The 20,979-nt window shown below is 38.1% G+C and carries 23 protein-coding genes and 1 pseudogene; 23 read left to right on the top strand and 1 reads right to left on the bottom strand.

What is annotated here, in order from left to right; translation table 11 throughout:
* Positions 1-431 precede the first annotated feature (431 nt).
* From lpdA to TTE_RS07935, 16 genes and pseudogenes are all read left to right on the top strand, one after another.
* Complete coding sequence (gene lpdA / locus TTE_RS08005; protein ID WP_011025889.1) at positions 432-1,787, top strand: dihydrolipoyl dehydrogenase; 1,356 nt, start codon at positions 432-434, stop codon at positions 1,785-1,787.
* A 16-nt stretch (positions 1,788-1,803) separates the two neighbouring features.
* The gene (gene lipB, locus TTE_RS08000; protein ID WP_003868833.1) at positions 1,804-2,490 is read left to right on the top strand and encodes a lipoyl(octanoyl) transferase LipB; all 687 of its coding nucleotides are present in this window, start codon (positions 1,804-1,806) and stop codon (positions 2,488-2,490) included.
* Positions 2,477-3,325, top strand: a complete 849-nt coding sequence (gene lipA, locus TTE_RS07995; protein WP_003868834.1) for a lipoyl synthase — start codon at positions 2,477-2,479, stop codon at positions 3,323-3,325. The genes lipB and lipA overlap by 14 nt, the downstream gene beginning before the upstream one ends.
* An 80-nt stretch (positions 3,326-3,405) precedes the next feature.
* The gene (locus TTE_RS07990) at positions 3,406-3,678 is read left to right on the top strand and encodes a hypothetical protein (RefSeq protein WP_011025887.1); all 273 of its coding nucleotides are present in this window, start codon (positions 3,406-3,408) and stop codon (positions 3,676-3,678) included.
* 10 nt (positions 3,679-3,688) lie between these two features.
* Positions 3,689-4,283: pseudogene (locus TTE_RS07985) on the top strand (IS607 family transposase).
* A complete protein-coding gene (locus TTE_RS07980) occupies positions 4,264-5,700 on the top strand; it encodes an IS200/IS605 family accessory protein TnpB-related protein (protein WP_011025885.1) in 1,437 nt (478 codons plus the stop codon). The pseudogene TTE_RS07985 and the gene TTE_RS07980 overlap by 20 nt, the downstream one beginning before the upstream one ends.
* 261 nt (positions 5,701-5,961) lie before the next feature.
* Complete coding sequence (locus TTE_RS07975) at positions 5,962-6,627, top strand: dihydrolipoamide acetyltransferase family protein (RefSeq protein WP_226990122.1); 666 nt, start codon at positions 5,962-5,964, stop codon at positions 6,625-6,627.
* 100 nt (positions 6,628-6,727) lie between these two features.
* Positions 6,728-6,859 (top strand): hypothetical protein, encoded by a 132-nt coding sequence (locus tag TTE_RS14490; protein WP_259081907.1) that lies wholly within the window; start codon positions 6,728-6,730, stop codon positions 6,857-6,859.
* A 55-nt stretch (positions 6,860-6,914) separates the two neighbouring features.
* Complete coding sequence (locus TTE_RS14485; RefSeq protein WP_259081909.1) at positions 6,915-7,046, top strand: hypothetical protein; 132 nt, start codon at positions 6,915-6,917, stop codon at positions 7,044-7,046.
* Positions 7,047-7,174: 128 nt separating this feature from the next.
* Positions 7,175-7,843, top strand: coding sequence for a hypothetical protein (locus TTE_RS07965; RefSeq protein ID WP_011025882.1), 669 nt, complete (start codon positions 7,175-7,177; stop codon positions 7,841-7,843).
* A 104-nt stretch (positions 7,844-7,947) separates the two neighbouring features.
* On the top strand, positions 7,948-8,214 hold the full coding sequence (locus TTE_RS07960; RefSeq protein WP_011025881.1) for a metal-sensitive transcriptional regulator: 267 nt from the start codon (positions 7,948-7,950) through the stop codon (positions 8,212-8,214).
* Positions 8,215-8,227: 13 nt separating this feature from the next.
* Positions 8,228-9,379: a cysteine desulfurase family protein gene (locus TTE_RS07955; protein WP_041587172.1), complete on the top strand. Its 1,152-nt coding sequence runs from the start codon at positions 8,228-8,230 to the stop codon at positions 9,377-9,379.
* A 4-nt stretch (positions 9,380-9,383) separates the two neighbouring features.
* Positions 9,384-10,526 carry a tRNA uracil 4-sulfurtransferase ThiI gene (thiI, locus tag TTE_RS07950; RefSeq protein WP_011025879.1) on the top strand — a complete coding sequence of 381 codons (1,143 nt, stop codon included), beginning with the start codon at positions 9,384-9,386 and terminating at the stop codon, positions 10,524-10,526.
* A 140-nt stretch (positions 10,527-10,666) separates the two neighbouring features.
* Positions 10,667-11,029 carry a DUF2089 domain-containing protein gene (locus TTE_RS07945; RefSeq protein ID WP_011025878.1) on the top strand — a complete coding sequence of 121 codons (363 nt, stop codon included), beginning with the start codon at positions 10,667-10,669 and terminating at the stop codon, positions 11,027-11,029.
* A 13-nt stretch (positions 11,030-11,042) separates the two neighbouring features.
* On the top strand, positions 11,043-12,011 hold the full coding sequence (locus TTE_RS07940; RefSeq protein WP_011025877.1) for a DUF4097 family beta strand repeat-containing protein: 969 nt from the start codon (positions 11,043-11,045) through the stop codon (positions 12,009-12,011).
* Between the two features lie 10 nt (positions 12,012-12,021).
* Positions 12,022-12,396 (top strand): SHOCT-like domain-containing protein, encoded by a 375-nt coding sequence (locus tag TTE_RS07935; protein WP_011025876.1) that lies wholly within the window; start codon positions 12,022-12,024, stop codon positions 12,394-12,396.
* Position 12,397: 1 nt separating this feature from the next.
* Here TTE_RS07935 and ychF read toward each other — a convergent pair whose 3' ends face one another.
* Complete coding sequence (gene ychF, locus TTE_RS07930; protein WP_011025875.1) at positions 12,398-13,489, bottom strand: redox-regulated ATPase YchF; 1,092 nt, start codon at positions 13,487-13,489, stop codon at positions 12,398-12,400.
* 142 nt (positions 13,490-13,631) lie between these two features.
* Between ychF and TTE_RS07925 the strand changes: the two genes are divergently transcribed.
* The 7 genes from TTE_RS07925 to TTE_RS07895 all read left to right on the top strand — a co-directional run bounded on the left by TTE_RS07925 (position 13,632) and on the right by TTE_RS07895 (position 20,911).
* Complete coding sequence (locus TTE_RS07925) at positions 13,632-14,192, top strand: YhcN/YlaJ family sporulation lipoprotein (protein ID WP_022587362.1); 561 nt, start codon at positions 13,632-13,634, stop codon at positions 14,190-14,192.
* 96 nt (positions 14,193-14,288) lie between these two features.
* Positions 14,289-15,554 carry an EF-P 5-aminopentanol modification-associated protein YfmF gene (gene yfmF / locus TTE_RS07920; RefSeq protein ID WP_009611108.1) on the top strand — a complete coding sequence of 422 codons (1,266 nt, stop codon included), beginning with the start codon at positions 14,289-14,291 and terminating at the stop codon, positions 15,552-15,554.
* A 3-nt stretch (positions 15,555-15,557) separates the two neighbouring features.
* Positions 15,558-16,832 carry an EF-P 5-aminopentanol modification-associated protein YfmH gene (gene yfmH / locus TTE_RS07915; protein WP_009611104.1) on the top strand — a complete coding sequence of 425 codons (1,275 nt, stop codon included), beginning with the start codon at positions 15,558-15,560 and terminating at the stop codon, positions 16,830-16,832.
* A 148-nt stretch (positions 16,833-16,980) separates the two neighbouring features.
* The gene (mraZ, locus tag TTE_RS07910; RefSeq protein WP_011025873.1) at positions 16,981-17,412 is read left to right on the top strand and encodes a division/cell wall cluster transcriptional repressor MraZ; all 432 of its coding nucleotides are present in this window, start codon (positions 16,981-16,983) and stop codon (positions 17,410-17,412) included.
* A gap of 15 nt (positions 17,413-17,427) precedes the next feature.
* Complete coding sequence (gene rsmH / locus TTE_RS07905) at positions 17,428-18,354, top strand: 16S rRNA (cytosine(1402)-N(4))-methyltransferase RsmH (protein ID WP_009611109.1); 927 nt, start codon at positions 17,428-17,430, stop codon at positions 18,352-18,354.
* A 28-nt stretch (positions 18,355-18,382) separates the two neighbouring features.
* Positions 18,383-18,823: a cell division protein FtsL gene (ftsL, locus tag TTE_RS07900; protein WP_011025872.1), complete on the top strand. Its 441-nt coding sequence runs from the start codon at positions 18,383-18,385 to the stop codon at positions 18,821-18,823.
* Between the two features lie 87 nt (positions 18,824-18,910).
* Positions 18,911-20,911 (top strand): stage V sporulation protein D, encoded by a 2,001-nt coding sequence (locus TTE_RS07895; RefSeq protein WP_235619547.1) that lies wholly within the window; start codon positions 18,911-18,913, stop codon positions 20,909-20,911.
* Positions 20,912-20,979 lie beyond the last annotated feature (68 nt).

Here is a 20,979-nt window from a genome sequence, read left to right as displayed (position 1 = left end):
AAATTGATTTTTATGAAAAGCGAAAGTGTGAACGATGTGACATAAAAGGTAAAGTAAGGAATAAGACAAAAACAACCAATCAAGAGATGGGATATTGACAACAAGAGCGGGAATTGTCATAAAAATAATCACCATACGGGCAAAGACCCTGCAATGGAGCAGAAATGACATCCACCTCATGGCAGGTAGAACGAAGGAATTAAGGACTAAGATCCAGTGAGACATGGGAGGGTAAACCCCATGAGATAAGTGGAGCTATCCCGCCATAATATGGAAATAGGATATGAGGTTTATTAAGCTTACCCATTTAATGGTTAGATAAGTAAGAAATGGTAATATAAGCCATGAGATGCTCTTGTTGTGATGAGAAAATTAAAGAAAAACTAAGATATTAAGAGAAAATAAAAGATAATAGAGGGAGGAGTATAATCATGAATTACGATGTGATAGTCGTAGGAGGAGGACCTGGAGGTTATACTGCAGCCATTAGATTAAGTGAATTGGGTAAAAAAGTAGCTTTGATAGAAGAAGATTCTCTGGGAGGTACATGCCTTAATAGAGGGTGTATTCCTACAAAGGTTTATGCTCACGCTGCAGAACTTGTAACCCGCATAAAAGAAGCAAAAGACTTTGGAATAACTGCAGAGTACACTTTAGATATTGCCAAGCTTCGCCAGAAAAAAGAGCGGGTAGTAAAGAGATTAGTAGGTGGGGTAGGTTATTTGATGAACTTACACCACATTGATGTCATAAATGGAAAGGGAACGTTTATTGATAAAAATACTGTTGAAGTAAATGGAGCAAAGTACACTGCAGAGAATTTTATAATTGCTACTGGTTCAAAGGTATTTCTGCCCCCTATAGAGGGAATTGACTTAGAAGGCGTCATGACAAGCGATAAAGCTTTGGAATTAGAAAAAATTCCTGAAAAAATAGTGATAATTGGAGCAGGAATTATTGGACTTGAATTTGCAAATATTTATGCTTCTTTGGGGAGCAAAGTAATTATGATAGAGATGCTTCCTCAGCTTTTACCAATGCTTGATAGAGATGTAGTTGGAGTGATGGAAAAAGCATTGAAAAAGCAAAAGATAGAGCTTCATCTAAATAGTAAAGTAGAAAAAATAGAAAGAGGTCTGAGAGTAATTTATACAGAAAACGGTAATCAAGAGAGTGTCGAATGTGATGCTGTTTTGGTTGCGGTAGGAAGAGTGCCTAATGTAAACGGGGTCGATGCTTTAAACCTCGAGATGAACGGAAGAGGAATAAAAGTGGATTCCCATATGAGGACAAGCATAGAAAATATATACGCTATTGGAGATGTTACAGGAGGCATACAACTGGCACATGTGGCTTCTTATCAGGGAATTGTAGCTGCTCACAACATAGCAGGGGAAGAAAAAGAAGCGGATCTGACGGCGGTACCTAACTGCCTTTATACAAATCCAGAGGTTGCTTGGGTTGGTCTTAATGAATCACAGGCAAGAGAAAAGTATGGAGAAGTGAAAATAGGCACTTTCCCGTATACGGCTTTGGGAAGGGCTATGACTATGGGAGAAAGCGATGGGTTTGTGAAAATAATCGCAGAAGGAAAATATGGAAGAGTAGTCGGTATGGAGATAATAGGGGCTGGTGCTACAGAGATAATACATGAAGGGGTATTGGCCATAAAAGAGGAGTTTACGCTGGAGGAATTGGCAGATAGCATACATGCTCATCCTACACTTTCTGAGAGTATAAAAGAGGCTGCAGAGGATGCTTTAGGGATGCCAATAAACAAAGGTTAAAATAGGGGGAATTGTTTTGAGGAGAGGAGAAGTATTAAAATTAGGTGTGGTTCCTTATCTTGAAGGGAAAGAGATACAGCTTAAGGCTTTTGAAAAAGTTAAAAAGGAAGAAACAGACGGTATTTTGATATTACTTCAGCATAAGCCAGTATACACCATAGGTGTTTCAGGTGGATATGATGAAGACATACTGGTCCCCATTGATTACATAAAAGAAAAGGCAGAGCTTTACAAAGTAGAAAGGGGAGGAAAAATAACTTTTCACGGGCCTGGACAGGTGGTAGCCTATCCCATTTTTAACCTGGCAAAATGGCAGAAAGATGTTCACCTTTTTGTTCATAATTTAGAAGAAGCTGTAATAAGGCTTCTGAGGGAATATGGGATTATCGCCGGACGCAAGGAAAAGTACACGGGTGTGTGGGTTGGAGATGAAAAGATATGCGCAATAGGCATTGCGGTTAAAAGGTGGATAACTTGGCACGGTATAGCGCTCAATGTTAACACTGACCTGTCTTACTTTGGCCTTATTAACGCTTGTGGAATTACAGAGTTTGGTGTCACTTCCATGAAAAAGCTTGGAATAGAAGTTGAAATAGAAGAAGTGATGGACAGACTTGTGGACAAGTTTGAAGAGGTGTTCGAAATAAAATTTGAAGAGATTGATTTAACTAGATTGGCGGTGGTTGACAGTGCGAAAGCCTGAATGGCTTAAAGTGAGAATTTTAAGTGAGGATTTAAACAGGATGGAAGCTTTTTTGAAAAATATGGCCTTAAATACCGTATGTCAAAGTGCAAACTGCCCAAACATGGGGGAGTGCTTTGCAAGGAGAACAGCAACTTTTATGATAATGGGCAACATATGTACTAGAAACTGCAGATTTTGTGCAGTGGAAAAAGGGCATCCTCAGCCCCTTGATGAAGAAGAGCCGAGAAGAGTGGCGGAAGCAGCTAGAAGGTTGGGGTTAAGGCATGTGGTAGTTACGTCTGTTACAAGGGATGATTTGCCAGACGGTGGGGCTTCACATTTTGCGAAGACAATATATGAGCTAAAAAAGCTGCCAGGAGTCACTGTTGAAGTGCTTGTGCCTGATTTTATGGGAAATGAAGAGGCAATCAGGACTGTTGTGGAAGCAAAACCTGATGTAATAAATCACAATGTAGAGACGGTTCCGAGGCTTTACTCAAGAGTGAGGCCAAAAGCGGATTACATTAGGTCTTTAAACCTCCTTAAAAAGGTCAAAGAGCTGGACCCTCTAATACTTACTAAATCAGGGATTATGGTGGGACTGGGCGAAACAGAAGAGGAAGTAATAGAAGTTATGAAGGATTTAAGAGATATTGATTGCGATATGATGACCATAGGACAGTATCTAAGACCTTCTCATAAGCACATAGAAGTAGCTGAATATGTAACCCCTGAACAGTTTAAAAGATATGAAGAGATAGGCTACAAATTAGGATTTAAGCATGTAGCTTCTGGGCCGTTGGTTAGAAGTTCTTATCATGCTGATGTGGGTTTGAGTTTAGCAAGAGGATGAGTTATTTGTGGTAAAGAAAAAGCAGCTTTCAAAATGGGCTTTTAATGAAGGCTGCTTTTTTTGTAAAAAGGGGGATTTGAATGAAGGATTTTATTTCCTTTATGGAAAAGGCGTGGTGGAGATACATTACAGAAGGTATATTGGAGGAAGGGATTAGGGAAGAAATAAAAGAGTCTTGGAAGTTATGCAGAGAATATGGAGTGGACCCTTTTGGAGGGGTGGGAGAGATATTAGATGAAAAAAGTATGAAAGTAAGATTAAAAGAAAATGAAGAGTTGATCTCTGTTGCCCATCCTATAATGGAGGATAAAACAGTTGGAATTAATAATAATAAAAAAATGATACAACTTTAATTAGGTGATGATGAATGTTATTAACTATAAAAAAGTTAAAGAGCTGTATGATATAAGCAGGATTACTTTAATAAACTAGGAAAAAGAAGGATTAATAACCTCTGTTAGAATACCGAAGGGAAGAAGATATAAAAAAGAAGATATAGAGAAGTTACTAGGTATGCTGGAAGAAAAACCAAAACCTAAAGTAGTTTTATATGCGAGAGTATCTACAAAAAAGCAAGAAGAATATCTTAAAAAATCAGATTAAAAGACTTAAAGAGTATCCTAATTCTCAGGGTTGGCAGTATGAAATTATATCCGAAATAGCAAGTAGAGTAAATGAAAACAGGAGAGGTTTATTAAAGCTTTTGAACAAGATAAAAAGAGGAGAGGTTGAAAAGGTTGTAATAGAATATCCTGATAGATTGGCGAGATTTGGATTTGAATATATTAAATTTTTCATGGAAAGCTTTGGAGTAGAACTAATAATTTTAAATGATAAAGAAAATGAAGAATACGCGAATAAAGAGCTGGCAGAAGACTTAATATCAATAGTCACCTCATTTGCAACAAGGATTTACGAACAAAGAGGTGGTAGAAAACATGATATTAATACAGGCTAAACTTGTGTTTTTAAGTCAAGAAGACAAACAAACAGTATTAGACTTAATGAGAAGATGGTCTTCATGCATGAGATTTGCATACAAAAGACTTTTAGAAGGTTATGATAGAAACACATTAAAAAGAGACCTTCAGGGAATGTTTGATTTAAACTCAAGATATGTAGATGACGCAATAATGAAAGCAAGAAGCACATTAGAATCCGCCAAGGAATTAGGAAGAAGCCCAAAAAGGGTGATCTTTGGTGGGAAGAAACTGTTTGAGAAACTCCAAAAACGCCATATAAACGGGAAAGCATATAAAAAATTAAAAATTAAGTGGCAGGAGAAGAGAAAAGGAAACCTTTATTCAAGAGGGGATAAAAGCAAAAAAGGAAATCTCAACACAAGAATAGAAGTAAAAGAAAATGGCACTTTCTTAAGGATAAATGTGGGAGAAAGAAAATATGTATATGCCAAAATAGAAGCAGGCTATAAAAAGAATAAGAGCAGAGAAGAACTCCTACAGGAAATCGCCGAGTCAAACATACCTTACTCTGCAGAATTAAAACTCAAAAATGGCAATATATACGCCTATTTTGCTATTGAAGAAAAATATCCAGAAACAAAAATAACAAAAGAGAAAGGGGTCATAGGAATAGATGTAAATGCATATCCAGACAACATATCATGGGCAGAAACAGATGAAAAAGGAAATCTAATAAGTTATGGTAAGATATCTATGCCGGAGCTATCAAGTGGAAATAAAAACAAAAAAGAATACTTCAGATGGCATTATGCTCATGAGATAGTAAAAATAGCAAAAGAGAAAGGAAAAGCAATAGTAATTGAAAAATTGGACATAAAAGAAAAAGGCAAAAGAGGAGACTTTTCAGGGAGAAAGTCAAGAAGGATAAGACATAACTTTAGCTATAAATCACTTCTTTCAAAAATAAAAACACTAGCAAAAAGAGAAGGGATAGAAGTAATAGAGGTAGACCCTTCTTATACCTCAATAATAGGCATGTTGAAATATGCACCACAGTATATGATAACAAAAGACATATCAGCAGCCTATGTAATAGCAAGAAGAGGGCTAGGACTACAAGAAAAGATACCGGATAACTATGTAAACTTCCTCAACACATTAACTGAAAAGGAATTAGAAGAGTTAAAAGAACATGTAAAATATACAGTCAAAAATAAAAATTTAAAGAGGAAGCACTTAAAAGAAATAAACAAAGCAATAAAACTTATACAAAGCCTTGAGAGTGAGTCAGGAAGGGTGCTAAGACCTCTGGATGGAACAAGTTTTAGTACCTATGATTTCTGGCGAGTTCTCAAGGTAGCGGTGGTAACTCCACTCTCCCCTGAGAAAGTACCAAGAGACTTCTCTGTCCTGAAGGAATTATTAATTCAGGGCAAGTGGGGAGACCCGTAAAGGCGCAAGTTCCTGCTTCTTGGGGCAGGGGCTATGGCTTTCCCAAAAACCGCCTGCTGGGGCCGGGAAAGTCTGAAGGGCGGACTACAAATACCCCAGCTGCCTAAACTGTACGCTTTTGTACAGTTTGGGTAACCAGGCCGCATTACAGAGGAAGATGTAAAGAGATATATTTCTGAAAAGCAAATTGGTACTTTACCAGAGAAAACTGAAAAGGAAATAGTTTTAAGAGAAGAACAAATTCTCCAAAAAGCAGAAAGAGTGCCAATGGACACTATGAGAAGGACTATAAGCCAAAGAATGAAAAAAAGCTGGACAGAGATTCCTCATGTGACGGAAGACATCAAAGTAGATGTGACAGAACTTGTTAATTTAAGAGAGAATTTAAACAAATCTGGAGAACATAAATTTACCTACACTGATTTGATTGCAAAAGCTTGTGTTATTGCATTAAAGAAAAATCCTGTTTTAAATTGGTCTATTGAGGGAGATGAAATAATTAAAAATCCTAACATCAACTTAGGAATTGCAGTGGCATTAGAGGATGGATTAATAGTTCCTGTGGTGAAGAATGCTGAAAATAAATCTTTACTAGAGCTTTCAAAAGAGATTAAAGAACTAAGTGAAAAAGCAAGAGAGAATAAGCTAACTCCTGATGAAATAACAGGTGGTACTTTTACTATCACTAACCTAGGAATGTATGAAATAGATAGCTTTACTCCTATTATAAATCCTCCAGAAAGTGCTATATTAGGAGTTAACAAAATATACAAAGAACCAGTGGTAATAGAAGACAATATTGTCATACGGCACACAATGAAACTTAGTCTTTCTTTCGACCATCGACTGATTGATGGAGCTACTGCTGCTAAGTTTTTGCTCGACCTAAAGAAAATTTTGGAAAATCCTGTATCCATGCTTATTTAAATCTTTAAATGGCGGGCCATGTATTTTAGGCTCGCTTCTTTTATACTTTAAAAACTATGATATAAATTAGAGTTAACATATCGAAGGGAGGGTAACTCTTATGTTAGAAAAGCTTATTATTACGGTTTTGGCAGAAGATTCTGTGCTATATGAGAGTCCATTTTTAGGGCAGCATGGGGTTTCTTTTTTAGTTGAGGCTTATGGAAAAGAAAAGAAAAATATTTATTTCTAGGCTTAATTTTATAACTAACCCCTTTTTAAGGCATGTAGGCGTGATGAGAGGAAATATGAAGGAAAAAATAGAGGAAAATGGCGGCAGACTCTTTTTGACAAGAGACCCTCTTGAGATAATGCCCGGGGTTTTGACTACGGGAGAGGTGAAGAGAATTACTGATAGAGCTATACAAGGCTTTTGGTGAAAGATTTATACCTCTTCATACGGGAATGAAATTTGAATTTTGACAATTGTAACACATCCCCCTTTATCTGCGTATATTGTAGTAGTAGAAAAAGGCTAAGCTTTTTCAAGAATAAAGGGGGAAATAATATGGCTTTTACAAGGAAAGTATTGGGTCAGCAGGAGATAGTGCCAGGGCCAGTACAACCAGGGCAACTTCCGGAACCTACAGAAATTGCCTGCATAGAAGTCACTAAAATATACGATGCTTGTTCTCAAAGGCTGTGCCTGGATAATATACCGCCAATTACTTTTGTCCCAACACTAACTACTTTGACACCTACTTTTGGTGAGATAACAAATATAAAAATTTCCCTTGTAGAGCCGCCAGGCTTTGTGATAACACCTATCACTGAAAGACCTGGTTTTGCGAGGGTTGAAGCGACTTTCCAGGTAACTTTTGATGTGGTCATAAATTACCCTGATGGTACAACACAAACATTGCCGGGAAATATTACTACTTTTAGTAAAGACATCGTGCTTTATGTGCCTGATCCAAATGTAGCTATAATGAAGTACGAAGCTATGGGAGAAGGTTTATACGGCAAAGTGAATGTAGGGGTAACTACTACTGTAGAGGTCATAATAGGTGTCTGGATTATAATAAAATCTGCAGTAGATGTGCAATTGCTAGTGCCTTCTTACGGATTCTGTCCTACGCCTGCGGCCTGTGAGGAGTTTGCTACTGACGTGTGTGATATCTTCTATAAAAAGCCCTTCCCAACCTTTGAGCCGCCACAGATGTACCAAAATCCTTAATTTGCCAGCGAATTCGCTGGCTTTTTTACATAACAATTGACTGTTTGCAAATTTTATGGCAAAGTTAATATAGGAAAACAAACTTATTGAAAGGTGTGTTGCAAGTGGTGGACAATTTGAGAAATGATATATTAATGAGATTAAGGACCATAAAAGGTCATATAGCTGGAATAGAAAAAATGGTGGAAGAGGAGAAAAGCTGTGAGGAGATTTTACTTCAAATTGCAGCAGTAAAGGCATCTTTAGAAAAAGTAGGCATGTCAATAATACAGGAGCATGCAAAAGACTGTATACTTGCCAGTGAAGATGGAAAGGCTACTTATGAAGATGTGCAAAGAATTATTAACCTTTTAGTTAAATTTGCAAAATAAAGGGATGATGATTATGGAAGTGTATTTGGACAACAGCGCTACCACAAAAGTGAGAAAAGAAGTCATAGACAAAATGCTTGAAGTTTTAGAAGAGGAATATGGTAATCCTTCTTCACTTCACAGAAAGGGTTATCAAGCAGAAAAGCTCTTAAAAGAAGCGAGAGAAAATGTTGCGTGTCTTATAGGCGGCAGACCAGAAGGCATTATATTTACTTCTGGCGGGACAGAGTCTAATAACCTTGCTCTCATAGGAGTGGCAGAAAGCCTCAAGAAAAAGGGCAATCACATAATTTCTTCTACCATAGAACATCCTTCAATTTTAAATGTGCTTAAATTTTTAGAAGAAAGTGGGTTTAAAGTTACTTACATTGAAGTGGACAAAAAGGGAAAGGTTAATCCTGAGGATGTTGAGAATGCTATTAACGATAAAACTATACTCATCTCAATTATGGCAGTAAATAACGAAATAGGTACCATAGAGCCTATTGAGGAGATAGCAAGTATAGCGAAGAGAAATGGCGTTTTATTTCACGTAGATGCTGTACAAGCTGCTGGCAAGATAGAGATTGACGTAAAGAAACAAAAGCTTGACATGGTGTCTTTAAGTGCGCATAAGATTCACGGTCCAAAAGGAGTAGGGGCGCTATATTTATCGGAGGAAGTGAGAATAAGACCCATAATATTTGGAGGAGGGCAGGAAAAGAACATAAGGTCTGGCACAGAAAATATGCCCGGTATTGTAGGATTTGGAGTTGCTAGCAGACTGGCCAAAGAAAGTTTAGAAGAAGTTTCTCAGAAGCTCATGGGGTTAAAAAAGAGGTTGTGGGAGGGTATTTCTTCAGAAATAAAAGATGTGCATTTGAATGGACCTGAAGTAGAAGAAGGCGCGCCGCATATACTTAACGTTTCTTTCCGTGGAGTCAGAGGAGAGGTGCTTTTACACGCTTTAGAAGAAGAGGGTATTTACGTCTCCACTGGATCTGCTTGTTCATCGAAAAAGAGAGGAGGAAGTCACGTCCTTAAAGCAATAGGCTTAAAAGGAGACCTGCTAGAAGGGGCTATCCGCTTTTCTCTGGGGATTTTTAATACTGAGGAAGACATAGATTACACAGTGGATATTTTGAAGAAAAAAGTTGACTTTTTAAGAAGATTTAAACGGAGGTAAAATAATGAAAGACGTACTTCTCATAAAATACGGAGAATTGGCATTGAAAGGAGAAAACAGGTCTTTTTTTGAAAATACACTTGTAAAAAATATAAAATACGCTCTAAGAGATTTTGATGGCGTAAAAGTCGAGAAAACCCATGGGAGAATTTATGTGGAGTGCGAAAAAGATGTTGAAGAGGCAATAGAAAGGTTAAAAAAAGTCTTTGGAATAGTCGGGATAACGAGGGCAAAAGAGGCTGACCTTGACCTTGAGGAAATTTTTAAAGCTGCTGTAGATCTCATGAAAAGTCACCAGGGCAAGACTTTCAAGGTAGAAACCAAAAGGCCCAATAAGGCCTTTCCTTATAATAGCATGGAGGTAAGCAGAAGAGTAGGAGCAGCCGTTTTGAAGAATGTGAAAAACATGAAAGTGGATGTACACAATCCTGATGTGCTCCTTAATGTGGAGATAAGGGAAAAAGCCTTTTTATATGCAGGGGTTATTGAAGGGGCAGGAGGTCTTCCTCTTGGCACGAATGGAAAAGCGACTGTACTTCTTTCGGGAGGAATTGACAGCCCTGTAGCGGCATGGATGATGATGAAAAGAGGTGTGGAAGTAGAGGCTGTTTACTTTCACAGCCCTCCGTACACGTCAGATAGGGCGAAGGAAAAAGTTGTGGACCTGTGTAAAGTGCTTTCTCAATATGGAAGGGGAATGCGACTGCATGTAGTCCACTTCACTGACTTGCAGCTTGAAATTTACGAAAAATGCCCTGCTAGGTTAACGACAATAATAATGAGAAGAATGATGATGAAAATAGCGGAAAAAATCGCTCAGCAGAATGGCTCTCTAGCCCTTATAACGGGAGAGAGCCTTGGACAGGTGGCAAGCCAGACCATTGAAAGCCTGTATGTAACCAATTCTTCTGTTTCACTTCCTGTCTTTAGACCTTTGATTGGGATGGATAAGAGGGAAATAATTGATATAGCTCAGAAAATTGGCACCTACGAAATCTCCATAAGGCCTTATGAGGACTGCTGTACTATATTCGTTCCAAAACATCCTGCTACAAAGCCCAAGCTGGAGAAGGTTTTAGAAGCAGAAGAGAAGATGGATTACCAAAAATTTATAGACAATTTTGAAGAAGAAGTAATAGAAATTTGAGTCAGGTTGCACCTGACTCAAATTTATTTTTTAAAAATTAAACTTTTAGCTAGATAAAATTAAAAAATTTAAAATTGATATTGACATTTTTGAAGGAAGTGTTATAATGAAATCAAAGCTTATGACTTGAGGTGAAACCTATGAAAGAAGTGATAGGGATTTGTCCTGTGTGCGGGGAAAAGATGAGGGTTACGAGACTAGAGTGTTCTCACTGTGGAACTGCTATTGAGGGGCAATTTGAACTTTGCAAATTTTGCTATCTTACAAGGGAACAGAGGGAGCTGTTAGAGATTTTCATAAAGACAAGAGGAAATATAAGGGAGATGGAAAAAGAACTCAATCTGTCGTATCCGACTATAAGGAACAAACTGGATAATTTGATTGCAGCATTAGGGTATGAAGTGGAAAGAAGACCTGTGGTCGATAAGAAGGAGGTGCTGAGGAAGTTAGAAGAAGGGGAAATCACTGTAGATGAAGCTATAAAGCTTCTTAAAGAAGGATGAGGGAGGGTTTTTAATGGAAGAGGAAAAAATGGTGGTATTGAGAATGCTGGAGGAGGGCAAGATTACTGCTGAAGAAGCAGCCATTCTCTTGGAGGCTTTGGAAGGGAGAAGAGAAGTGAATCTTCAGGAAGAAGGTAGTTTTAATTTATTAGACAAATTTAAGGAAAGGATGACTGCTCTTTCCGATATTCCGAAAGAAGTAGAAAAAGGGCTTGATAAAATTGAAGAAAAAATTGAGGGAATAAAGAAAAAGGATTTTGGAACCAGCATTGCTGACAGGATATTGGATTTTATCTGGGAGGGGAGGGAAGAAAAGCTTGAGAAAGATTTTGAATTTAAAGATGTTGGAGAAAGCATTTCTTTAAAGATAGCCGTTGCAAACGGCAATATAACTTTGAAGAGGTGGGATAAAGATTACATCCGGACAAAGGTGGAGTATGCAATAAGAAGCAGAGGGGGAGGCTTAGATGTAAAATATGAGGAAAATTATTTAAAGATAGTAGGAGATAAGGGAGTGAAAAAAGCAGAGATCGAAGTGTACCTTCCAGCTGTCAAGTGCGATGAAGTAAAACTTGAGACCGTAAATGGGGAAATTTCTGCTGAGGACCTAAAGATGAAAAAAGTAGCTTTAAAGAGCATTAACAGCGATGTAGACTTAAAAGATGTATGTTTGGAAGAAGCGGACATTTCCACGGTAAATGGGGATGTCTCTATTCACAACCTTAAGGTCGATTTGCAGAAAGTTTTTCTGAAAATAGATACTATCAACGGAGATGTTGAGGTCAAATTAGAGGATAAAAATGTGGGAGTATATTACAAATTGAAGACGATAGCTGGGGATTGCAGCATAAATTTACCAGGGACCTCTCAGGCGACAAGAAATAGGCACTATTTAAAAGGAAATACAAAAAATTACAGAGAATCAGAAAAGAAACTGGAAATTCATGTAAATTCAATAAGTGGAGATATTACCTTAGAGTGAGGTGGGTTTTATGGAAGAAAGATTGAGGATTTTGAAGATGGTAGAAGAAAAAAAGATAACAGCAGAGGAGGCGGCTGAACTTCTTAAGGCTCTGGAAGTAGAGGAAGAAAAGGAGATAAGGAGGCCCCATAGAAGAATTAGGTGGCTTAAAATTAGGGTAACAGATATGAATACCAACAAAGTGAAGGTTAATTTATCTATACCTTACAGCCTTTTATCGTGGGGCATGAGAATAGCCGGGAGATTTACTCCCAGCGACATATTAGAAGAGCACGGTATCAATTTTAATGACCTTTTAAAAGCTATAGAAGAAGGAGAAACAGGAAAAATCGTGGATGTATACGATAAAGAGGATGGAGAACATGTGGAAATAAGCCTGGAGTAGATTACACGTTAAATCTAAATACTACAACATCTCCATCCTGCATGACATAGTCTTTGCCTTCAAGCCTTAAAAGCCCCATTTCTCTTGCTGCTGCCTGTGATCCTGCTTTGACTAAATCTTCAAAGGAGATTACTTCTGCTCTTATAAACCCTCTTTCAAAGTCAGAGTGGATTTTCCCAGCCGCTTGAGGAGCTTTAGTTCCCCTTTTTATTGTCCAGGCATGTACTTCTTTAGGCCCTGCAGTGAAAAATGTAATTAGTCCTAAAAGAGAATATCCGTGCCTTATTATATTGTTAAGCCCGGGCTCTTTGAGCCCGTATTCTTTTAAAAGCTCATTTCTTTCTTCATCTGGAAGAGCTGCTAGCTCTTCTTCAATTTTTGCGCTTATTACTAAAACTTCTGAGCCTTCTTTTAATGCATATTCTCTTAGCTTTTTTACGTGTAGATTTTCTTCTCTTAAGATTAAATCTTCTTCTGATATATTTGCCACATACATCACAGGCTTTGAAGTTAAAAGCATCAGCTGATTTACTACGGCTTTTTCTTCTTCATCAAATTGAACTGCCCTTGCAGGCTTTCCCTCTTCCAGTGTATTTTTTATTTTTTCCAAAACTTCAAGTTCAAAGGCGGCTTTTTTATCGTTTCTAGCAAGTTTTGAAGTTTTTTGCATTCGCCTTTCTACAGTCTCTAAATCAGCCAGTATGAGCTCCAGGTTTATAATCTCGACATCTCTTACGGGGTCAATAGACCCTTCCACATGCACTATATTGCTGTCTTCAAAGCATCTCACAACGTTTAAAATTGCGTCTACTTCTCTTATATGAGATAAAAATTTATTTCCTAAACCTTCTCCTTTGCTTGCGCCTTTTACAAGGCCTGCAATGTCCACAAATTTTATGGTGGCAGGAACTACTTTTTGAGGATTTTCAATTTTAGCAAGAAAATCCAATCTTTCATCGGGGACAGATACAATCCCTACATTTGGCTCAATAGTGCAAAAAGGATAATTGGCGCATTCTGCACCAGCTTTGGTTATTGCGTTAAAAAGTGTGCTCTTTCCTACATTTGGTAGACCAACAATTCCTATTTCCATTTATTCTCCCTCCATTAATTATACACATATGGATTATATATTACTCATAAAAATTTTTCAAATGTTTTTAATGCTTTTCCATAATTTAGCATAATACTTTTTTATAAACGTGCAAAAATATATTTTGAGGAGGTGTATAGCATTGAAAAAGATAAAAAATATAATAACCGTTTTGCTGATAGGTGTAATGATTCTGACGTCAATGGCAGGGTGTAAGACTGCTACAAAAAAGCCTGCTCCTGCAAGGTACACTCCTACGCCTACAAGGCCAGCGCCGGCACCTTCAAAGGCTACTCCAACGCCGGGATATACTACACCTGCGCCAACAGCTCCTACAGCTCCGACACCTGCGCCTGTTAGAAAGCCAACTACAGAGAGCATGAGGGCTTCAAGGGTTGCGACAAGTGTGGCTAGAATTCCCGAAGTCAATAAGGCTACTGTCGTCATATCAGGTACGACTGCTCTTGTAGGAGTGGACATGAAGGCAAAGGTTCAGGGAACTCACGAAAAGGATGTAAAGAAGAAAATAGAAAAAGCAGTAAAAGATACAGATAAGTCTATAACAAGAGTGTATGTGACTGCTGACCCGGACCTTTATAAAAGGATTGACAATATAGCGAGGGGAATTTCTGAAGGAAGGCCTGTGTCGGAGTTTGCAAAGCAAATTTCTGAGATAATCAAACGCATCACTCCTGGCATGTAAAAACCTGGGGGTTTCCCCGGGTTTATGTATTATCAAATTTGTGATACAATTATCGTGTGATGAAGTATCTGGATTATTTTAGAAGGAGTTGATCTGATGGAGCTTATACATAAAGAGCTAGGAGATGGGATAAATCTATACCTAGATGTTACGGACAAGTTTAAAACGGTGACGGTAAATCTCTACGTGCAGAACAAATTGGGAGATGAAGCGACTTGGTATGCGCTTATACCTTCTGTTTTAAAAAGGGGGACTTCCGCCCTTAAAACTTACAAAGATATGGTAAAGTATCTAGAAATGCTTTATGGCACTACTATGGCTGTATCAGTATACAAAAAAGGAGAAAGGCATTTCCAACAGTACAGATTGGAATTGCCGCAAGAGGAATATGTAAGTGAAAATGTATTTGAAAAAGGGATAAAATTTTTGTATGAATTGGTTTTTGAACCTTTTACGCAGGATGGAGCATTTTTGAAGGAATATGTGTTACAGGAGAAGGAAGTGCAGAAGAATTTGATAGAGTCAAGGATAAATGACAAGACCAAATATGCAGTTGACCGCTGCTATGAAGAAATGTGCAAAGGAGAGCCTTTTGCAATTTTTGAATTGGGTAAGAAGGAAGACCTGGACTTGATAGACGAGAAAAACCTTTTTGAATATTACAAAAAGTGTATTGACACATTGCCAGTAGATATATATGTGGTGGGGAATGTAAATCCTGAATATGCCGAAGAAGTTTTTAGGAAGTATTTCAATTTAAGAAGAAAAGAGGTTTTAGAAATTCCTTTTACAGATGTTAGAAAGGAAGTAAAGGAAGTAAAGTACGTTACAGAAGAGCTTGATGTAAATCAAGGGAAGCTCACATTAGGTTTTAGGACAAATGTACCTCCGGACAGCGAAGAATATTACCCTCTTTTAGTATACAGCACTGTTTTAGGAGGAGGTCCTTTTTCCAAGCTTTTTATTAATGTTAGAGAAAAGGCAAGTCTTGCTTATTACGCTTATTCGCGTCTTGAAAGGTTTAAAGGACTTATGGTGATAAGTTCAGGAATTGAAGTGGAAAATTACAGCAAAGCCCTTGATATAATCCTTAAAGAGGTCGGAGAGATGGAAAAGGGTAATATATCAGATTATGAATTTGACTCTGCCAAAAAGTCCTTATACACTTCGCTGAATGCTATAAAAGACAATGCAACTTCAAAAGCAGACTACTATCTTTCCCAAAAGATAGCAGGGACAAATTTAGGAATAGAGGAATTCATAAAGAAAATAGAGAAAGTCAGTAAAGAAGACGTAGTAGAAGTATCTAAAAAAGTGAAATTGGATACGGTTTACTTCATGAGGAATAAAAAGGAGGCATAAACAGTGCAGCAGGTTTATGATGAAAAGGTCAGAGAGAAGATTTTGTTTGAAGAGCTTGAAAATGGACTTAAAGTTTATGTGATGCCTAAGAAAGGATATACAAAGCAGTTTGCTATATTTGCAACTCGATTTGGGTCAAATGACAGCAAGTTTATCGCACCGGGCGATGATTATGTTACAGAAGTTCCTGATGGCGTGGCCCATTTTCTTGAACATAAAATGTTTGAGGAAGAAGAAGGCAGCATTTTTGAGAAGTTCTCTCAACTTGGGGCATCTGCGAATGCCTATACGAATTTTACTACTACTGCCTATCTGTTTTCTAGTACAGAAAATTTTTATGAAAATTTAAAGCTTTTGGTCCATTTTGTGCAAAATCCTTATTTTACGGATGAAAATGTGGAAAAAGAAAAGGGGATTATAGCCCAGGAGATAAGGATGTATCAGGATGACCCAAACTGGAGAGTGTATTTTAACGCCTTGGAAGCTTTATATCACGTCTATCCTGTGAAAAAGGACATAGCAGGGACTATTGAGTCCATCTCAAGAATTGACAAAGATATTTTGTACAAATGCTATTACACCTTTTATCATCCTGAAAATATGGTCTTATTTGCTGTAGGGGATATTGATGTTGACAAGACTCTTCAGGTTATAGAGGAAAATGTAAGGCAAGTTAAAAAACAAGGTGAAATAAAGAGGATTTACCCAGATGAACCTGTAGAAGTTCACAAAAAAGAAGTAGTTCAGAATATGCAGGTTTCTATTCCTCTTTTCAATTTGGCGTTCAAGGACACAGATGTGGGCTTTGGCGGAAGGAATTTATTGAAAAAGAGTTTGGAAGTGCAGATAGGATTAGAAATGGCTGTCGGCAGGAGTTCTGAACTTTATGAAAAACTCTATCAGGAAGGTCTTGTGGATAGCACTTTTGGCTTTGATTACACGGGGGAGATAGATTATGGATACACTATAATAGGTGGGCAGTCAAAAGACCCGCTCAAAGTTAGGGATATTATTATTAAGGCTTTTAAAGAAAAAAGCTTTTTGGACAGGGAGACTTTTGAGAGAATAAAGAGGAAGTACATTGGAAAATTTCTCAGGACTTTTAATTCGGTGGAAAGCATAGCCTATAGTTTTATAAACCTGTACATGAAAGACATAGATTTGATGGATTATTTACCGGTTTTACATCAGATAAACTTCAAGGATGTAGCAGAGAGGGTTGAAAGCCATTTAAATGAAGAAACTAGTGCGATGTCTATCATATACCCTGTTAAATAGGTCTTTGGACCTTCTAGGTCTAAAGACCTGTTTTTTTATTTTTTTATAAAATTTTAGCAGGATTTTTTGATTTTATATAGAATAACATATTAAGTGGTGAATTGTGGTGGTAAGTGGGAGAATGTGAAAGGAAAGTTGGGAGTTTGCCATGTTAATGGGGCAGTACGAACACACAATTGACTCAAAGGGAAGAGTCATAATTCCTGCAAAATTCAGAGAGGAATTAGGGGAAAAGTTTGTGCTCACAAAAGGTTTGGACAACTGCCTCTTTGTGTACTCACTGGATGAATGGAAAAATATAGAAGAAAAGCTCAAAACTCTTCCACTTACCAAGAAAGATGCAAGGGCTTTTACTAGATTTTTCCTTGCTGGGGCTGTTGAATGCGAGGTAGACAAACAGGGAAGAATACTTATACCTTCTCATTTGAGGGAACACGCAAAAATAGAAAAAGATGTGATATTTATAGGCGTATCTACTAGGGTTGAGATTTGGAGTAAAGAAGTTTGGGAGGAGTATTCCAAGAGCACAGATGTGTCCTTTGAAGAGATTGCAGAGCATTTGGATAATTTTAACATATAATTTGGGGTAGAGAGCATGGAATATGTTCATAAAAGCGTACTTCTCAAAGAAACGATAGAGCACTTAAATATAAATCCAGAAGGTATTTATGTGGATGGAACTTTAGGCGGTGGAGGTCATTCAGAGGAAATATTAAAGAGGCTTACTACTGGGAAATTAATTGCAATTGACAGAGATGAAGAAGCGATTTTAGCTGCCAAAGAAAGGCTAAAAGATTACAAAAATGTGATTTACATTAAAGACAATTTTAAGAATATAAAAGAGATATTGAGAAATTTGGGGATTGAAAAAGTTGATGGAATTCTTCTGGATTTGGGGGTCTCCTCTTACCAGCTGGAAGAAGTGGAGAGGGGCTTTTCTTATATGAAGGATGCTCCTCTTGATATGAGGATGGATAAAACTTCTCCTTTTTCCGCCTATGATGTTGTGAACAGATATTCAGAAAAAGAGCTAGAGAGAGTGATAAGGGAATACGGAGAAGAGAAATGGGCTTCCCGTATAGCGAAGTTTATAGTGGAGGAGAGAAAGAAGGGAGATATAAAGACTACTTCTCAGCTGGTGGAGATTATAAAGAAAGCTATTCCGGCTTCTGCACGAAGAACAGGGCCTCATCCAGCGAAAAGAACTTTTCAAGCCATAAGGATAGAAGTGAATGAGGAGCTTAAAGATTTAGACAGAGCTTTGGAAGATATGGTGGAGGTATTGAGGGGAAAAGGGAGGATAGCAGTGATTACTTTCCACTCCTTGGAAGACAGAATAGTAAAAAATACTTTCAAAAAGCTTGAAAATCCCTGCACATGTCCTCCTGGTTTGCCGTGCACTTGTGGGAAACAGCCTGTTATAAAAATTATCACAAAAAAACCTATTCTGCCTTCCAAGGAAGAAGTAGAAGAAAATCCTAGGTCGAGGAGTGCAAAGCTTAGAGTGGCGGAGAAACTGTGAGTTCTAAAAGAAATGGAGGTAGAATAAATTGATAGTAGCTCAAAAAGATTATAATTATCAATATCCCCCATATACCTCTTACGACAAAAAGCCTGACAAAAAAGCTAAGCCAAATGCCAAGTTGAAAAATTTGATCTTAGTCGTAATAGTGGCTTCTCTAAGCATCTTGGTATTGTATAGATATGCACTTATTTATGAAAAATCCCTCGCTTTAGATAGACTGGAGAAACAAATTGAGTATACTGAAAGCATTAATCAGCAATTGAGGGCAGAAATTGCTTCTTTAAGCAACCCGGCGAGGATTGAAGAGATTGCAAAGGAAAGGCTTAAAATGCAACTCCCTGAGAAGGACCAGATAGTGTATGTGAAAGTAGGAGAGGTCCCGAAAGTTGCAGAAAGCGATAATCCAAAAGAACCTCATAAAAAGGACAGTTTCTTCATGAGGTTATTGGGGGTGTTCAATAGATAGGGGGGATTTTAGATACATCCAACGGTTTCTACGAAAAAGCGAATTCTTTTTTTGCTGTTTCTGTCTTTTGCTGTTGTGTTTGGACTTATGATGAGACTTTTCTTCATACAAGTGGTAAAAGGCGAAGAATATCAAAAGATGGCTTTGCCTCAATGGACGTTGGATGTGTCTTTAAGTGGCAAAAGAGGGTATATATTTGATAGAAACGGAAAGGTTTTGGCTGAAAATGCAAGTGTGAGCAAAATTAGCGTGATTCCAAAAGAAATTCCAGATTCTAAAAGGCAGGTAGTGGCAGAAACTTTGGCCAGTATCCTTGGCCTTGATAGACAAAAAGTTTTGGAAAGAATTTCTAATAAAAACTTGCAAGAGGTATTGATTGCCAAGCAGGTAGATGAGGAAAAGGCGAAAGCCATATTGAGACTTAATATAGATGGGGTAATAGTTTCTGAAGACATGAAGAGATTTTATCCAGAAGGCACACTTGCCTGCCATGTTTTAGGCTTTACAGGAATTGATAATCAGGGATTGGACGGAATAGAGCTTGTATTTGATAATTTTTTGAGAGGAATACCTGGAAAGTCTACCACTCCCATGGATGCCATAGGGCGAAAGATAGACACAGGAGAGGAAGAGTATTTTGAACCTCTTCCAGGATATAATGTAGTTCTCACTATTGATGAGACAATACAGCATTTTGCTGAGAAGGCTTTGAATCAGGCTATGGTACATTCTAAGCCTTCAAAAGGTGCAGTGGCCATTGTAATGGACCCCAAAACAGGCGAAATACTGGCTTTGGCCAATAGGCCTAATTTCGATCCCAATGATCCCTTTGAAGGTCCTGAAGAAGAATGGTATAGGCGGTGGAGGAATAAGGCAATTTCTGACTCCTATGAACCGGGTTCTGTCTTTAAAACTATAACTGCTTCTGCTGCACTAGAGGAAAAGGTTGTAAGTTTACATGAACAGTTCTACTGCCCCGGCTATACGACTGTTGCAGGGCACAGGATTAATTGCTGGGCAACACATGGTAGCGAGGATTTTGTAAAAGGAGTGCAGAATTCTTGTAACGTGGTCTTTGTGACTGTAGGGCAGAGGCTGGGAGTTGAAAAACTATATAAATACATAAGAGATTTTGGATTTGGAAAGACTACAGGTATTCTTCTTCCTGGAGAAGCTCCCGGGCTTGTATTGTCGGAAGAAAGAGTTGGACCTGTAGAACTGGCAACAAATTCTTTTGGGCAGGGCATTGCAGTTACTCCCCTTCAGATGATTACAGCAGTAGCTGCTATAGCTAATGGAGGCAAATTGATGCAACCGCAGATAGTGAAGGCAATCGTCGATTCAAAGGGGAAAGTGGTAAAAGAGTTTAAGCCGAAGATTGTAAGGCGTGTAATTTCAAAAGAAACTTCTGCTACAATGCGGGAAATACTAAAAAGTGTGGTGGCAGAAGGTACAGGCAAAGCAGGTTATATTGAAGGCTTTGACGTGGCGGGGAAGACAGGAACCACAGAGAAGTACATGCCGGGGAAATATGTAGCTTCTTTTGTAGGATTTGCGCCGGCAGATGACCCAAAAGTTATTGTGCTTGTCGTCATAGATGAGCCTAACAACCCAGAGACCCACTTTGGAAGTCAGCTGGCTGCACCTGTTGTGAAGAGCATTTTGGACGATACTTTAAAATATCTGGAAGTCCAGCCCAGAGGGGTAAAAAAGCCCGAGACGGTAATGGTGCCAGATGTGAGGAACATGAAATTGTATGAAGCAGAAAGAATTATACTTGAAAATAAGCTTGATTTTATTTTACAGGGAAATGGAGATACTGTATTTGACCAGGTTCCAAAGCCTGGAGCTTTGGTCAATGAGAATACTAAAATTATACTGTATTTAAATGGAGTTTCTACAGAGGAAGTAGTGGTACCTGATTTGAAAGGGAAAAGTGTTAAAGAAGCGACAGAGATTTTGAACAGCCTGGGCTTAAGGATAAAAATAAAAGGTACAGGATTTGCAGTGGACCAGAGTCCTAAAGAGGGGACGCTTGTTAAAAGGGGAGAAGTTGTGGAAGTTGAGTTCAGGCCGAAGGAAAATTGACATAGTGTAAAATTATCGTAGGATTTTTTGAGTGAAAAAAACAAGAGACAACCCCTGTGATAAAATAG

This window comes from Caldanaerobacter subterraneus subsp. tengcongensis MB4, from assembly GCF_000007085.1.
In the GTDB taxonomy this organism is placed as follows: domain Bacteria; phylum Bacillota; class Thermoanaerobacteria; order Thermoanaerobacterales; family Thermoanaerobacteraceae; genus Thermoanaerobacter; species Thermoanaerobacter subterraneus.
Note: the sequence above shows the minus strand (reverse complement) of the source record. Positions and strands in the feature narration are given on the sequence as shown.

Coding starts and splice junctions, on each gene's coding strand:
- TTE_RS07980 (WP_011025885.1), top strand. CDS start 4,264: ATGATATTAATACAGGCTAAACTTGTGTTTTTAAGTCAAGAAGACAAA.
- TTE_RS07895 (WP_235619547.1), top strand. CDS start 18,911: ATGATGAGACTTTTCTTCATACAAGTGGTAAAAGGCGAAGAATATCAA.
- TTE_RS14485 (WP_259081909.1), top strand. CDS start 6,915: ATGAAGGAAAAAATAGAGGAAAATGGCGGCAGACTCTTTTTGACAAGA.
- thiI (WP_011025879.1), top strand. CDS start 9,384: ATGAAAGACGTACTTCTCATAAAATACGGAGAATTGGCATTGAAAGGA.
- TTE_RS07955 (WP_041587172.1), top strand. CDS start 8,228: ATGGAAGTGTATTTGGACAACAGCGCTACCACAAAAGTGAGAAAAGAA.
- TTE_RS07965 (WP_011025882.1), top strand. CDS start 7,175: ATGGCTTTTACAAGGAAAGTATTGGGTCAGCAGGAGATAGTGCCAGGG.
- TTE_RS07945 (WP_011025878.1), top strand. CDS start 10,667: ATGAAAGAAGTGATAGGGATTTGTCCTGTGTGCGGGGAAAAGATGAGG.
- TTE_RS14490 (WP_259081907.1), top strand. CDS start 6,728: ATGTTAGAAAAGCTTATTATTACGGTTTTGGCAGAAGATTCTGTGCTA.
- yfmF (WP_009611108.1), top strand. CDS start 14,289: ATGGAGCTTATACATAAAGAGCTAGGAGATGGGATAAATCTATACCTA.
- lpdA (WP_011025889.1), top strand. CDS start 432: ATGAATTACGATGTGATAGTCGTAGGAGGAGGACCTGGAGGTTATACT.
- ychF (WP_011025875.1), bottom strand. CDS start 13,489: ATGGAAATAGGAATTGTTGGTCTACCAAATGTAGGAAAGAGCACACTT.
- TTE_RS07990 (WP_011025887.1), top strand. CDS start 3,406: ATGAAGGATTTTATTTCCTTTATGGAAAAGGCGTGGTGGAGATACATT.
- TTE_RS07935 (WP_011025876.1), top strand. CDS start 12,022: ATGGAAGAAAGATTGAGGATTTTGAAGATGGTAGAAGAAAAAAAGATA.
- mraZ (WP_011025873.1), top strand. CDS start 16,981: ATGTTAATGGGGCAGTACGAACACACAATTGACTCAAAGGGAAGAGTC.
- rsmH (WP_009611109.1), top strand. CDS start 17,428: ATGGAATATGTTCATAAAAGCGTACTTCTCAAAGAAACGATAGAGCAC.
- TTE_RS07940 (WP_011025877.1), top strand. CDS start 11,043: ATGGAAGAGGAAAAAATGGTGGTATTGAGAATGCTGGAGGAGGGCAAG.